The sequence below is a fragment of the Microbispora sp. NBC_01389 genome (genome assembly GCF_045040095.1).
Taxonomy (GTDB): domain Bacteria; phylum Actinomycetota; class Actinomycetes; order Streptosporangiales; family Streptosporangiaceae; genus Microbispora.
In genome coordinates, this window is sequence record NZ_CP109552.1 from 2,832,685 (window position 1) to 2,847,716 (window position 15,032).

The window sequence follows — 15,032 nt, forward strand, 5'->3', positions numbered from 1 at the left end:
CGCCTAGCGAAGATCGCTCGAACTAAAAGTAAACCTTACTATTGGCAGTGGCTGTGAAGGGGTGTTGCATCGGTACCCACGCTCCGAATCGCTTACGGCACTTGCCAGTGCACCTCCGCGGCGGGTCCAACCAGAAGTGGACCCGCGGCTGATCGGCGCGTCAGTGATCGTGGTGGCCCTCTTCCTCGTCGTCGGCCGTGAGCGCCCCGCTGCCGGGCGCGGCCGGCAGGTAGACGTGCTGGTGTCCGTTGCCCGCGTCGATGCTGACGGCGTCGAGGGCGGTGGCCCCGACCGACCAGGTGAAGATCGCATCCATCCGCTGCCGGGCGGCGAGGGCCAGCATGTTCGTGCGGGCCGGTCCCGTGAGCGCCTGCGCGGCCGCGTAGCTGTCGACGGTGGTGGCGAGCTGCCGTACGCCGGAGGCGAGGCCCGACCTCGCCAGGTTGGTGTACGTCTCGCCCGAGGGTGGGTTGGCGAACGACTGAACGGCGGCGGCGGTCGCATGCCGCCAGTTCGCGATGTCGGCGCCGGTCGCCTTCTCGGGCTTCCCTCCCTCGGCGGAGGCAGAGGCTGAGGCAGAGGTGGAGGCGGCCTCGCCGTCATCCACGGGCATCACGCGCTCCAGCCCCTCCAGCACGGGCACGAGCTTGTCGCGGGTGGTGCGGGCCAGCTCGGTCAGCTCCTTGATCTGCGCCTTGTCGCGGACGGCCTCTTCGGCGCGGATCCGGTTCACCGCCTGCTCGGTCGAGTCGGGCCGGGTCGCGGCGAACACCACGCCACCGGCCACCACCGAGCCGAGCACGAACGCGACCACCGGCGCGAGCACCCGGTGGCCCTTGGCCGGCTGCCGGATCACCGTCGGTTCGCTACGCGGGCTCATTGCTGCCACCTCCTGGTCGAAGTTCTCCGCGGGGAGTAATAGGCGGAGCGTAATGGGAAGCGCCACCCGGAAGCGACACCGGGAGCAGAAATGGACGTCCGGAACGTGGAGTCAGACTCGCACACGTTCCGGACGTCCACGGCGTGCGATGGGTCAGGACTGGTTGAACAGTGAAAGCGTGAGGGTGGAGTGGTACTGGCCGGCGGCGACGTCGACGGGGGTGCGCAGGGCGAGGTCGGCGTTGACCTTCGAGGTGCCGATCTCGGTGGCGGAGTCGGCGGTGGAGACGAGGAGCTCCTGGCCCTGGAGACCGACGGTGGGGGCCCCGGTGCCGTCGGAGACGACGCTGGAGATGGGTTCGCCGGCGGAGACGGCGCCGGTGGTGCTGTCGGTCAGCAGGCGGGGCTTCCAGCCGAGGTACTCGGGGCCGATGGGGGGTGCGGCGCTGCCGGTGGCGGTGAACGCGCTGGCCTGGCCGACGACGGCCCAGAAGTCGCCGGCGGGGATCTCGTCGGGCTGGCGGGTGTCGGTGACGGTGACGGTGGGCAGGGTGCCGACGAACTGGCGGGCGGCGGCGTCGGAGCCGTTCTCCTGGAGGGAGACGCCGTTGTTGTCGGCGACGGTCATGGAGACCTGGCCGGGGGTGGTGGTGGGGGTGATGGTGACGGAGACGTCGATGCCGTCGCTGGGCTCGTCGCCGGCGAGGGCGGGGGAGACACTGAGGCCGGTGAGGGTGAGGCCGAGCACGGAGGCGGCGAGTATCTGGGTGGTGCGGGTCATTCGCATGGGGTGATTTCTCCGAATTTATGAGGGGGCGGGGCCGACCGGCTGTTGTGCCGGCCGGCCCCGGTTGTGCTGTGGTGGTGGGTCAGCGCGTGCGCCTTGTCACCACCGGTGCGGTCAGCCGCAGCTGGCCGCGGGGTAGGCCGCGTCGTAGGACGTGGTGACCTGCTTGCCGCCGATGGTGGCGGTGCCGGTCACCGTGGCCTTGCCGGCGGCGAACTGGGTGGTCCGGGTGTTGAAGGACTGGTAGGCCTGCTTGCCCGGAGCCACGTCGGTCACGGTCTGCGAACCGAACGGGGTCTCCAGCTTCACCGTCGCCGGCACGTCGCCGGCGTTGACGGCGGTGACCGCCAGGTACGCCGTGCTGCCGATGCAGCGGGGGGCCGCGGTGACGGTCAGCTTGACCTTCGACGTGGACGCCGAGGACAGCTTGAAGTAGTCGAACTTGACCGTCTTGGACGCCGCCTGGGCGGTGCCGATGGTGAACAGGCCGACCTTCGACGTGTTGGCCACGGCGCTGTTCGTCACCGCGGTGATCGTGCCGCCGGTGGTCAGGTCGGTCCAGGTGGTGCCGTCGGAGGAGTAGGCGCCGGTGAAGCTGTCGCCCACCTTCTTCAGGCGCAGCCACCACACCCCGGTGGTCAGGTCCGTGACCTGCGGCTGCGGGTCCTGCACGACGCCGCCGACCTCGCTGCGCAGTTCGAGCCGCCGGGCCAACGCGGAGCCCGCGGCGTTGTCCATGACGTAGTCGAACTTCACGTAGTTGTCGTCGTCGCCGTAGACGATCAGGCCGCCCTGCTGGTACTGCTCGGTGAGAGCCGAGGCGTCGACCTTGGTCTCCAGCGTCCAGTCACCACTCGGCGCCGTCTGCAGGATGAAGTTCTTCGGGCCGGTGTTGTCGGTCCCGTAGATGTCACCCGTGGTCGTGTCGAGCTGGAGCTGACCACCGTTGACCCGTGCCGCCGTCGCGTCGTAGCGCACGTTGGCGTTCCAGCGGCAGAGGTCGAGCGCGGTGCCCTCGAACTCGTCGCCCGGGTCCGCGGCCGCGGCCTTGTCGTCGGGCGTGATGTGGAACCAGTCGAAGGCCGCGTCCGTCACCGGGTTGTTCGCCCCGGCCAGCGAGATCAGGCCGATCTTCGGGTTGGAGATCCCGGCGAGCGGCTTGGTCTCCGGCATCGCCGTGAAGGTGGTGCCGTCGGCCGAGTAGTGCGCGGTGATGTTGGTGCCGTCGCTGATGAACCGCACGTACACCGTGTCGGGGTAGGCGTCCCCGAGGTTGGCGGTGTTGCTGTCGTTCACCTCGTTCGGGCTGCCCTTGTCCTCCCGGATGAACTGGAAGATGCGGGCCGCGTGGTCGTCGGTGCCCCGTGCCTCCAGCACCATCTTGGCGTAGTTGTCGTCGTCGCCGTAGATGACCAGGCCGGCCTGCTGGTAGGTCGTGAGTGCCTTCAGCGTGAGCTTGGCGGTGGCCGTCCAGGCGCCCGACGGCATCGGCTGCACGACGATGTTCGGCGTGTTGTTGGTCGTCTGGTAGATGTCGGTGGCCGAGGTCGGGATGATCAGGCTGCCGTCGGCGACCCGCAGGTCCTGGTTCTCCCGGATGACCGACCAGCGGTCCCGGTCGAGCTGGTTGCCCAGGAAGTCGTCCGAACGTCCGCTGAAGCACACCGTGTTCGGCGCGTTCACCTTGATCTGCACCTGGGCGCTGCTCGCGGCGCCCTTGGCGTCGGTCACCGTCACCGTGGCGGTGTAGGTGCCCGGGGCGGTGTAGGTGTAGCTCGCGTTGGCCGTGGTCGGCTGCGGCGCGCCGTTCACCCCGAAGTCCCACTTGTAGGTGATCGGGTCACCCTCGGGGTCGCTGGCGGTGCTGGTGAAGTCGACCTTCAGCGGCGCGATGCCCGTGGTCGCGTTGGCGGCCACCGACACGGTCGGGCGCTGGTTCTCCGTGGCGCCCTTGCCGACGAAGTCGACCCAGTTGAAGTTGAGCAGGTAGGCGTCGTCCGCCGCGCTCGCCGGCTTGCGCACGACGAAGTACAGCGGGCCACTGGTCGTCGGCGGGTTGGTCAGGTTGACCGTCACGTCCTTGAACGTCTGCCAGCCGCCGGTGGGCGCGATGTCCACCGAACCGACGAGCGTGCCGTTGTCGGGGTTGCCCTGCCGGATCTGCACGGTGCCGCCGGCGCCGGCCGAGGAGGCGCGGAGACGGATCGCGGTGATGTCGGTCAGGTTGATCGGGTCGAACGACCACCAGTCGCCGTCCTGGACGAACCCGATGTTCTTGTTGCCGCCCGCGGTGTCGGTCGTGTCCTCGGTCTGCACGCCCGCGGCGTCGGTGCCCACGCCGCCGGTGACGCGGCCGGTGGCGCTGAAGTGCTCGGCCTGCTTGCGCTTGGGCTGCAGGATGACCTGACCCCGCCCGGTGAGCGGCTTGGCCGACCCGGCGCCCTTGTCGGTGTAGCTGGCCTCGATCACGTAGAACAGGTTGTCGTACTCACCGTGGCCCGCCATGGCGGTCTGGACCACGCCCTCGCAGCCGGTCGTCTGGTCGAGCGGGTGACCGTGGGTGTCGTGACCCAGGATGGACTGGATCTGCACCTTGGCGCAGTCGATCGTGCCGTCCTCGGCGTCGGTGACGGTGACCTTGAACTTCACCTGGTCGCCGAACTCGAAGAACGCGCCGTTCGGCGGGAGCTCGACCGTGACCACGGGCTTGGTGTTGCCCGCGTTGACCGTCACGCTGGCGGTCGCGGTCCTGCCCTCGGCGTTGGTGATCGTCAGGACGGCGCTGTACTCGCCGGCCTTCGTGTAGGTGTAGGTGGGGTTGGCCTCGGTGGAGTCGGTCGTTCCGTCACCGTCGAGGTCCCAGGCGTAGGTGATGGCCTTGCCGTCGGGGTCCTTCGAGCCCTCGCTGCTGAACTTGACGGTCAGCGGCGTCGGGCCGTCGGTCTTGTCGGCGCTGGCGCGCGCCACCGGCGGGCGGTTGCCCTTGATGTAGTCGATGCGGTAGACGCCGGAGTCGGCGTTGTCGCCGCCGAAGCCCGAGCCCCACTCGATCAGGTACAGGGCGCCGTCGGGACCGAACTTCATGTCCATGGGCTTCTTGAAGCTCAGGGTCTGAAGGATCCGGTTCATCTCGACGAGCTTGGTGCCGTCCTCGTTGAGCTGGAACGACCACATGGCGTTGTTGTTCCACTCACCGAACATGGCCTTGCCGTCCCAGTACGCCGGCCACTTGATGTCCGACTTCACATTCTCGTCGAAGCGGTAGACCGGGCCGCCCATCGGGGCGCCGCCGCTCAGCTCCGGGAAGTTGTTGGGGTCGGAGGCGTAGTGGTACCAGACCGTGGCCGGGATCACCGGCGGCAGGTTGGTCAGGCCGGTGTTGTTCGGCGAGTCGTTGACCGGAGCCGCGCAGTTGAACGCCGCACCCGACTGCTTCGTGGCGAAGTTGTAGTCGATGTAGGGCGAGTTGTTGCCGATGCAGTACGGCCAGCCGTAGTTGCCCGGCTTGGAGATGAGGTTCCACTCCACCGTGTTCTGCGGGCCACGCGTGGCGCTGGAGGAGTTGGAGTCGGGGCCGTACTCACCCAGCATGATGTTGCCGGTCTTGGGGTCCACGCCGATCCGGAACGGGTTGCGGAAGCCCATGCCGTAGATCTCCGGCTTGGTCTTGTCCGTGCCCGGGGCGAACAGGTTGCCCGCCGGGACGGTGTAGGTGCCGTCCGGCTCGGGGTGGATGCGCAGCAGCTTGCCGCTCAGGCTGTTGGTGTTGCCCGCGGAGCGCTGGGCGTCCCAGCTGGACCGGCCCGACTGCTCGTCGATCGGCGCGAAGCCGTCGGAGGCGAAGGGGTTGGTGTTGTCGCCCGTGCCCAGCCAGAGGTTGCCGGTCTTGGGGTCCATGACCAGGCCGCCGCCGTGGTGGCAGCACTCGGCCCGCTGCACCGGCACGTCGAGGATCTTCTTCTCACTCGCCATGTCCAGGGTGTCCCCGGTGACGGTGAACCGGCTCAGCCGGTCGACGTTCTCCGAGCCCGTGGGCGAGTAGAAGAGGTAGATCCACTTGTTGGTGGCGAAGGCGGGGTCCAGCGCCATGCCGAGCAGACCGCTCTCGTTGGCGGTGAACACGTTGAGGTGAGCGGCCTGGACCGTGCCACCACTGGGCTTGATGACCTTGACGTCGCCCAGCCGGTCGATGTAGAAGACCCGGCCGTCCTTGGCGATGTCCAGCATCATCGGGTTGGACGTGTCGCCGTCCAACTCCACCTTGTCGTAGCTGCTGCTCTGCGAGGCCGAGCAGTCGGCCTTGACGGCGCCCGAGGCGGTCTTGATGCCACCCAGGAGCAGCTTGAGGAAGTTCGCCTCGCTGTAGTTCTCCTTAAGGTGGCCCAGGCCGGTGTACCACGAGCGGCCACCGTCGAAGTCCTGACACCACGTGTTGGGGTGGTCGGCGCCCATCGTGCCGCCGCTGTAGGACTTCTCGTCCATCGACGTCAGCACGTGGACCGTGTTACGCGGGTTGGACCGGTAGTCGTACCACTCGTCGGTACGGGTCCAGGTCGTCGGCAGGCCCGCGGTCGACGGGTGCGCCGGGTCCTCGACCTTCACCGTGGCCTGCTGGATGGCCGGGTGCTGCTTGAAGTACGCACCCACCAGCTTGCCGTACCAGTCCCAGCTGTAACCGCTGTCGGCCGCGGCGTGGACGCCGACGTAGCCGCCGCCCTTCTGGATGTAGCGCTGGAAGGCGTCCTTCTGGTCCTGCGTGCTGACCGGGTCACCGGTCGTGGACATGAAGACGACGGCCTGGTACTGCGCGAGGTTCGCGTCGGTGAACGCCGCGCTGTCCTCGGTCGCGTCGACCGCGAAGTTGTTCTCCTGGCCGAGTTTCTGCACCGCCGCGATCCCCTCGGGGATCGAGTCGTGCCGGAACCCGGTCGTCTTCGAGAAGACGAGCACCTTGAAGTCAGGGGCCGCGGCACTGGCGGCGCCGGCCTGGGTCACCGACGCCATGGCGGGTGACGCGAGCGTCAAGGGGACGGGGAGAGCCACTGCGAGGGACATCGCCGCGGCCAGATGGCTCAGGGCGCGATGCCTGTGAACTGTCAAGACAGCTCCTTTGAGGGGTGAACGGGTGACTGCTGACCTGGGGGCTTTGTCACAGCCGCCCCCAGAAGAGCAGGCGTCGCGACCGTAATCCCGTTTCATCCGGTTGTGAAGACCTTTTAATCGAATCGACATGACTTTCTCTCCTTCGTTCTGGAAGTTACGTCTACTCCTATTTGCGTTTCGCAAGTCCGCTGACCAGGGCCGGAGATGGTCTGGCTTCCCCTAAACTGCTAGACGTCCGATGTCTGGCGGCCTCGTCCGCCTGCGCACAGGGGGTGGCTTCGTGGCGGTGACGGACGCGGCGATCGACCGGATCAAGCAGATGATCATTTCGGGTGAGCTGCGCCCCGGGGACCGGTTGCCGAAGGAGGCCGACCTGGCCGAACGGCTCGGCCTGTCCCGCAACTCCCTGCGGGAGGCCGTGCGCGCGCTCGCACTGATCAACGTGCTCGACGTACGGCAGGGCGACGGCACCTACGTCACGAGCCTCCAGCCCAACCTGCTGCTCGACGCGATGTCGTTCGTCGTGGACTTCCATCGCGACGACACCGTGCTGCAGTTCCTGGAGGTGCGGCGCATCCTGGAGCCGGCCGCCACCGCCATGGCCGCGCTGCACATGTCGGACGAGGACGTCGAGGCGCTCCGCGAGGTTCTGAGCGGAGTGCCCGACGAGCCGAGCGTGGAGGAGCTCGTCGCCAACGACCTGCGCTTCCACCAGCACATCGCGGCGGGGTCGGGCAACGCGGTGCTGTGCTCGCTCATCGAGAGCCTGTCCGGGCCGACGACCCGGGCGCGCATCTGGCGCGGCCTCACCCAGGAGGGCGCCAACGAGAAGACGCGGGAGCAGCACGCCGCCATCTGCGACGCGATCGCCGCCCGGCAGCCGGAGGTCGCGAGGGCATGGGCCACGGTCCACGTGGCCGGAGTGGAGGAGTGGCTCCGCAGCGCCCTGTGACGCCGTTTCCGACGCCGTTTCCGACGCCGGCGAGACACGGAACGAGACACGGAACGAGACATGGAGGCGGCCCCGGCGCTCGTGTCGGGAGCGCCGGGGCCGGCCGGTGTAACTCATCGGCGGGATCAGGGCATCAGGGTTGCGTCAGGTCGAACCGGTTGACGGTGACCGAGCCGCCCAGGGACTGGGTGGCGTAGTTGAAGATGCCGAAGCGGTAGCCCATGAAGAACTGCCAGGCGTTGCCCATCGTGAAGGCGGGGCCGAAGGAGGTGAAGTTCACCCCGTCGGTGCTGTAGGAGAACTTGGCCTGGCGGCCGGTGCCGGGCCGGATGTCGGCGTTGACGCGCAGCCAGATCCGGCCGCCGGACACGGCGGTGGAGGCCACCTCGGTTCCGGTGGAGGTGGTCTGCCAGCTGCCGTTCATGGTCAGGTTGTTGGTCGCGACCAGCCGGGTCTGCCCGTTGTCGCGCCGGACGCCGATCCAGGCCGAGGAGTCGCGCAGCATCGCCAGTCCCGCCCGGTCGCCGTCGCGCATCTGGGAGTAGTCCAGCTGGATCGTCGCCGTGGACGACGGCCCGAGGATGCGGTGGGTGAGGGTGTTGCGGGCGGAGTACAGGTCGCTGGTCACGGTGGCGGTCTGCAGCCGCAGCCCGTTGCCGACGCTGAACCTGGTGGTGTCGGGGTTGTGGTTCCACTCCCACTCCGGCCCCAGCTGCGACCCGGTGAAGGTGTCGGTCCCGCCCGGGGACTTCACCTGACGAGGCGGACGCGGCACGTTCGGGTAGGGGTAGGACGCGCCCCAGCCTCCGTTGACGGTCGTGATGGTGGGCCAGCCGTCAGAGGTCCAGGTGACCGGGGCCAGGACGGGGATCCGGCCGCCGGGGTAGGCGTCCTGGAAGGCCATGTAGTACCAGGCGCCGTTCTGGGTCTGCACCAGCCCGCCCTGGTGCGGCACGCCGCCGCCGGAGACCGGGCCGGACATGTTCAGCAGGACCTGGCGCATCTCGTACGGGCCGAATGGCCCGTTGGTGGACTTCAGGATGTACTGCCCGTTGGCGGGCTTGGTGACGAAGATGTAGTAGTTCCCGTTGCGCTTGTACATCCGCGAGCCTTCCAGCGTGCCGACGCTGGAGGGGGTGGAGAACACCTGCTGGCTGCGGACCTCGCTCTTGCCGTCGGCCGACAGCTGGGCGACGCTGATCTGCGTGTTGCCGTAGGCGACGTACATGGTGTCGTTGTCGTCGACGAGCAGGCCGGCGTCGTAGTAGCACTTGTTGATCGTGGTGTGCCGGTTCCACGGGCCTTCGACGGAGGTGGCGGTGTAGATGTAGGTCTTGTTGAAGTCGATGCAGCCGCCCCAGTAGAAGGTCTTGTTGCTGGGCCGGTAGTTCAGGAACGACGCCCAGATGCCGTTGACGTAGCCGCGGCCGCCGTTGAGGTCGTACTTGCTGCCGAAGTCGAGCGTGGGCACCGAGTGGCCGGCGTACTCCCAGTGGACCAGGTCGTAGGAGCGCAGGACCGGCGCGCCGGGCGAGTAGTGCATCGTGGAGGCGGAGTAGTAGTAGGTGTCGCCGACCCGGATGATGTCGATGTCGGCGAGGTCGTCCCACAGCACCGGGTTGGAGTACGTCGACGAGGGGGGCCACGGCCCGCTCGGCGTCGCCGAGGGGCTGGGCGACGGGCTCTGCGACGGGCTCTGCGACGGGCTCTGTGAGGGGCTCGGGGAAGGGCTGGGCGAGGCGCTCGGCGACGGGCTGGCGCTGGGGCTCGGCGACGCGCTGGGGGAGGGGCTGCTGGTCACGGTGCCGGTGCAGGCGGTGCCGTTCACGGCGAAGTTCGTCGGCACCGGGTTGGCCGAACCGCTCAGCCCGCCGTTGAAGCCGAAGCTCGTGCTGCCGCCGGTCGGGATGGACGCGTTGTAGCCCGCGTCGTTCACCGTGACCTGCGCGCCCGACTGGGTGTGGGTGCCGTTCCACAGCTGGGTGATGGTCTGGCCGGCGGTGAACGACCAGGTCAGCTTCCAGCCGTTGATCGGGTCGCCCAGATTGGTCACCTTCACGTCGGCGCCGAAGCCGCCGGGCCACGAACTGGTCACCGTGTAGGTGACCTGGCAACCAGCGGCGGCCTGGGCCGTGCCTGCGGTCGCGACTCCGAGAGCGCCGAGCGCGGCGGCCATCGCGGCCGCGAGCCAGCGCCGATGTCGGATGGGGGGCACTGAAGTCCTCCAGAGAGTAAGTCTCGGACTGTGTCGTCAGGACACGGTTCTTGTCAGGACACGGCTCTTGTCAGGACAGCGTGCAGGCGGCGCCGTTCAGCGTGAACGAGGTGGGCTTGCCGGCGTTGCCGGTGTGCGTGGCCTGGAAGCCGATCTGGGCGGAGCCGCCGGCCGGGATCGAGCCGTTGTAGCTGACGTTGGTCGCGGTGACCCGGCCGCTGCTCGGCGAGTAGGTGGCGTTCCAGCCGCTGGTGATGGTCTGCCCGCTGGGGAGCGTGAAGGCCAGCGACCAGCCGTTGATCGCGGAGGAGCCGGTGTTGGTGAGGGTGATGTCCTCGGTCAGGCCGTTGTTCCACGCGTTGACGGTGGCGCTGACGCGGCAGGCGCCCGTACCACCCGTCGGAGAGGACGACGGGGAGCTACTCGGCGACGCGGAGGGCGACGCGGACGGCGACGGCGAGGGCGACGGCGACCGCGTGGGGGACGCGGACGGCGACGGCGAGGGCGACGGGGAGGTGCTCGGCGCGTCGAGGCCGAGGAAGGAGATGGCGTAGGCGAGCTGGCCGTTCATGGGGAGCTGGTGGCCGACGCCGGAGATGCTGATGCCCTCGACGGTGGCCTGGGTGCTGGTGTTGCCGTAGCGGGTGCGGGTCCAGCTCGACTGCGGGTGGTCGGTGAAGGCGGGGGTCTGGCTCAGCCCGTTGAGGTTGGTCCATTGTTTGATTTCTTCACCGAAGTTGTTGTAGTGCAGGGTGGTGTCGGTGGTGCCGTGCCACAGTTGTATGCGGGGGTAGCGGCCGGTGTAGCCGGGGTACATGGCGCGGGCCTGGTCGCCCCACTGCTGGGCGGTCTTGCTGATCTGGCCGCCGGAGCACTGGCCGTTCCACAGGGAGCCGTCGTTGGTGGCGAAGCAGCCGGCGGGGACGCCGGAGAAGGCCGAGGCGGCGGAGAATACGTCGGGGTATTGGGCGGCCAGGACGTTGGTCATCATGGCGCCGGAGGAGAAGCCGCTGACGACGATGCGGCCGGGGTCGACGTTGTAGCGCTGGCGGGTGTAGTTGACCATGGCCATGATGCCGGTGGAGTCGCTGCCGCCGTCGCGGCGGAGCGCGGCGGGGGTGGACACGTCGAAGCAGGATCCGCTGCGGGTGGCTTCGGGGACGACGATGATGTAGCCGTAGCGGTCGGCGGCGGTGACGTAGTCGTGGCCGTTGCCGTTGAAGATGCCGCTGGCCGAGCCGCTGCAGTAGTGGACCAGGAGCAGCAGGGCCGGTCGTGCGGCGACCCGGTCGGGTACGTAGAGGTACATGTTGAGGTTGGTCGGGTTGGTGCCGAACCCGGTGATCCGGGTGAGTGTGGCGGCCGCGGCGGGCCGGGCCGCGAGCAGCATGCCGACCAGCACCAGCGGCAGCGACACGGCGGCCAGCAGGGATCTGAGCCTTCGTTTCACAGGAGGTCCTTTCGTACGCCGGGTTCGTCAGGTCAGGCTCAGGCCGCCGTGCAGGTCACGGCGGGCACGCTGTTGGCGCCGTTCGAGCTGCCGAGGAAGCCGAACTGTGCGCTCGCGCCGGCGCCGAGCGCACCGTTGTAGCTCACGTTCTGGGCGGTGATCTGTGCGCCACTGGAGGTGATCGTGGCGTTCCAGGACTGGGTGACAGTCTGGCCGTCGCCGAACCGCCAGGTGACGGTCCAGGAGGAGATGGGCGATCCGCCCGCGGTGACGGTCACGTCGGCCTGGAAACCGCCCTGCCACTGCCCGGTCAGCGCGTACTTGGCCGAGCACGACTTGCCACCCGGCGGCGGGCTCGCACTGGGGCTGGCACTGGGGCTGGCACTGGGGCTCGCGCTCGGGCTGGGACTGGCGCTGGGGCTCGGGCTGGACCCCTGGCCCAGGCTGCCCGGCACCGACTGGAGGGCGGCGTACCAGGCGGCGGCCATCTTGTCGTAGCCGCCGGCGGTGGGGTGGATGCCGTCGGTGAGGTCGCCGGTGGTGAGCTTGCTGTGCATGTCGACGAGGTAGACGTGCTTGCCGCTGTTGACCTTGGACTGCACGATGCCGGGGAGGGCGGCGTTGAAGGTGCGGGCGGCCGACTCCTGGCCGGAGTTGGACAGCGGGATGATCGTGGCGACGAACACGTCGGCGTTGGGGGCGGCCGAGGTGATGTGGTCGATCAGGGTGGACAGCCGCTGGGGGGCGGAGGAGACGTTGTAGTTCTGCAGCACGTCGTTGGTGCCGATGTGCAGCAGCACGGTGCGGGGGGTGTAGGTGCGCAGCCAGCCGGTGATGTTGGCGTCGATCTGGTCGATCCGCCAGCCGGGGTGGCCCTCATGGTCGTGGTCGCCCAGGTTGGAGGGGCCGTTGTACTGCGAGCCGACGAAGTCGACGGTGTAGCGGCCGGAGGCCAGGCGCTGCCACAGCCCGATGCGATATCCGCCGGGCACCTGGGTGCCCTCGGTGATCGAGTCACCCAGCGGCATCACCCGCACTCCGCCGTTGGACTCCGCGTTCGCGGCGCCCGCCCCCAGCACCGTACCCAGGACCGGGAGGGCGAGAGCCAGGAGGATCGCGATGAACCGGATGCGAGGGATCTTCATCAGTACTCCCGAAGAATGTGATCTCTGAGGAGAAGGCTTCTGTTAGCGCTCACACTGGCTGTAGTGGCGAGGTGGTGATGGGGCTCGCGGGAGCCGGGCACGCGTACGAGACGGGCGCCGCGACGGCGCGCCGACCGGACCTAGGCCGCCCTCGGCGGCGGGGGATCGCCCCACCTTCGTGCTCGAAGGCGAGTCAAGGTTTGTTAGCGCTCACACGTCTCTGCCGGGCCCGCCTTTCTCGTTGGGCGTGGATGTCGGTGGTGGTGCGGCGGAGCAAATACGACGGGGTCAGGTCCCGTCAAGCGGGCCGGATTCACCAGCCTGAACGCCGTACGGCCGGGTGGGCCTCAACTGCTCCGATGGGCGCGCGATGCACAAGCCGAGGTGGGCGGGGTGCTGAAACATTCATCCTGCCGGCGCCGTCCCGCGACGGGTGGCGAGGCGGCCGGAAAGCGCGGTGGCGGCGCGTGCCACCCGCCCGGCGCGGGTCGCTGTGGCGGGGAGGCCGCTCGCACCTCTCCGGCGCAGTCTTGACACGTTTCGTGGGGATTTCCAGACTGACTTTTCGAAGCGGCCTCTTTCTGCCGGGCCTGGTGGTGGACGGCGGAGGCCGTGGTTCGTGACGCCGAGCGTCGTTGACACGTCGTGCGTCCCGTCGAGGGGCGTGGCGTCTTTCCGCGGGGGCGCGTCCTCGCGTTCCCCTTCAGTGATGCAGCAGTGGAGGCTCAGGCATGAGCGATTTCCCCTTATCCGCCGGTGGCGCCAGGCGACCGCTCAGCGGTCCGCGCCGTGCGCTGACCGCCGGGGCTCTCGGCGTGCTCGGGGTGGTGACGGCCCTGGCGGCGACCCTCCCCGCCAATGCCGCGGCGAGCACCCTCGGGGCCGCCGCCGCGCAGAGCGGCCGCTACTTCGGCACCGCGATCGCGGCCGGCCACCTGAACGACTCGACCTACGTGGCCACCTGGGACCGGGAGTTCAACTCCGTCACCGCCGAGAACGAGATGAAGTGGGGGCCGATCGAGCCGTCCCGCAACTCGTTCAACTGGAGCCAGGCCGACCAGATCGTCAACCACGCGGTCGGCCAGGGCATGAAGGTCCGCGGGCACACGCTGGTGTGGCACGCCCAGCTGCCCAGCTGGATCAACAGCGGCATGTCGGCCAGCGACCTGCGCTCGGCGATGACCAACCACATCACCCAGGTCATGAACCACTACAAGGGCAAGGTCTTCGCCTGGGACGTGGTCAACGAGGCGTTCAACGACGGCGGCGCGGTCGGCACGCTGCGCGACTCGATCTTCACCCAGAAGCTCGGCAACGGCTTCATCGAGGAGGCGTTCCGCGCGGCGCGGGCCGCCGACCCGAATGTCAAGCTGTGCTACAACGACTACAACATCGACGACGCCAACGCCAACAAGACCCGTGGCGTCTACAACATGGTCAAGGACTTCAAGGCGCGGGGCGTGCCGATCGACTGCGTCGGCCTGCAGTCGCACTTCGGTAACCCTCCGTCGAACTACCAGCAGAACATCGCCCAGTTCGCCGCGCTCGGCGTCGACGTGCAGATCACCGAGCTCGACGTCGGCGGCTCCGGCTCCACCCAGGCCGACGCCTACCGCCGCGTCACGCAGGCCTGCATGGCGGTCTCCCGCTGCACCGGCATCACCGTGTGGGGCATCACCGACAAGTACTCCTGGCGCAGCGGCGACACCCCGCTGCTGTTCGACGGGAACTACAACAAGAAGCAGGCCTACAACTCGGTCCTGGACGCGCTCAACGCGGCGACCCCCAACACGAGCCCGTCTCCGAGCGCTACGCCCACCCGGAGCCCGAGCGCGAGCCCCAGTGCGAGTCCGTCTGCTTCGCCGACGAGGTCCCCGCTTCCCGGCGGATGCTCGGCGACGATCAAGACGATCAACAGCTGGGGTGGCGGGTTCCAGTCCGAGGTGACCGTGCAGGCGGGCAGTTCGGCGGTCAACGGCTGGACCGTGAAGTGGACCTGGCCGGGCGGCCAGAGCATCAGCAGCCTGTGGAACGGCCGGCAGAGCGTGTCCGGCTCCTCGGTGACCGTCACCAACGAGTCCTACAACGGCTCGATCGCGGCGGGCGGCTCCACGACCTTCGGCTTCACCGCCAACGGCACCGCGGCCACCCCCACCGCCACCTGCACCAGCCCCTGATCCGCACCTCCTGATCGGCGACCCCTGACGCCCCCGGTGCGCGGGACCTCCACCCGCGCACCGGAGGCACGCCGTACGGACTCGCCGTACAGAATCACTGCCAGCCATTTCGGCACATCGCGCACCGGCCCCGGCGTGGCGGCCGCGAACACGATCTCGGCGTCCGGCAGGAACCTGAGCACCTCGTACGGGCCGACGGCGTCCAGCGGGGTGAACCGGTCGAACAGCGGCATGACGATGCGCACAGGGACACCCTCCGACGGACGGACGGCCAGCGTAACCGGACGGCCAGCCTGGCCCGCTCGCCGGTCAGCGACAGGCGGC

At 68.8% G+C, this 15,032-nt stretch carries 9 protein-coding genes; 2 read left to right on the top strand and 7 right to left on the bottom strand.

The window, feature by feature from the left end; translation table 11 throughout:
- Positions 1–160: 160 nt before the first annotated feature.
- The 3 genes from OG344_RS12840 to OG344_RS12850 form a co-directional block, all read right to left on the bottom strand.
- On the bottom strand, positions 161–880 hold the full coding sequence (locus OG344_RS12840) for a hypothetical protein (protein WP_405088417.1): 720 nt from the start codon (positions 878–880) through the stop codon (positions 161–163).
- Positions 881–1,033: 153 nt separating this feature from the next.
- Complete coding sequence (locus OG344_RS12845; RefSeq protein WP_405088418.1) at positions 1,034–1,666, bottom strand: hypothetical protein; 633 nt, start codon at positions 1,664–1,666, stop codon at positions 1,034–1,036.
- Between the two features lie 114 nt (positions 1,667–1,780).
- The gene (locus OG344_RS12850) at positions 1,781–6,766 is read right to left on the bottom strand and encodes a ThuA domain-containing protein (RefSeq protein ID WP_405088419.1); all 4,986 of its coding nucleotides are present in this window, start codon (positions 6,764–6,766) and stop codon (positions 1,781–1,783) included.
- A 283-nt stretch (positions 6,767–7,049) separates the two neighbouring features.
- Between OG344_RS12850 and OG344_RS12855 the strand changes: the two genes are divergently transcribed.
- Positions 7,050–7,721, top strand: coding sequence for a FadR/GntR family transcriptional regulator (locus tag OG344_RS12855; protein ID WP_327043507.1), 672 nt, complete (start codon positions 7,050–7,052; stop codon positions 7,719–7,721).
- A 133-nt stretch (positions 7,722–7,854) separates the two neighbouring features.
- Here the strand turns inward: OG344_RS12855 and OG344_RS12860 are convergent, their stop codons facing one another.
- From OG344_RS12860 to OG344_RS12870, 3 genes are all read right to left on the bottom strand, one after another.
- Complete coding sequence (locus OG344_RS12860) at positions 7,855–9,936, bottom strand: family 43 glycosylhydrolase (protein ID WP_405088420.1); 2,082 nt, start codon at positions 9,934–9,936, stop codon at positions 7,855–7,857.
- A 70-nt stretch (positions 9,937–10,006) separates the two neighbouring features.
- Entirely contained in the window at positions 10,007–11,386 is a 1,380-nt protein-coding gene (locus OG344_RS12865) for a PHB depolymerase family esterase (protein WP_405088421.1), read from the bottom strand.
- Positions 11,387–11,424: 38 nt separating this feature from the next.
- On the bottom strand, positions 11,425–12,531 hold the full coding sequence (locus tag OG344_RS12870) for a cellulose binding domain-containing protein (RefSeq protein WP_405088422.1): 1,107 nt from the start codon (positions 12,529–12,531) through the stop codon (positions 11,425–11,427).
- A gap of 731 nt (positions 12,532–13,262) precedes the next feature.
- Here OG344_RS12870 and OG344_RS12875 point away from each other — a divergent pair.
- Entirely contained in the window at positions 13,263–14,708 is a 1,446-nt protein-coding gene (locus OG344_RS12875; protein ID WP_405088423.1) for an endo-1,4-beta-xylanase, read from the top strand.
- On the opposite strand, the gene OG344_RS12880 is transcribed toward OG344_RS12875, so the two are convergent.
- Positions 14,612–14,953: a hypothetical protein gene (locus OG344_RS12880; protein WP_405088424.1), complete on the bottom strand. Its 342-nt coding sequence runs from the start codon at positions 14,951–14,953 to the stop codon at positions 14,612–14,614. The two genes, OG344_RS12875 and OG344_RS12880, sit on opposite strands and share 97 nt — an antisense overlap.
- Positions 14,954–15,032 lie beyond the last annotated feature (79 nt).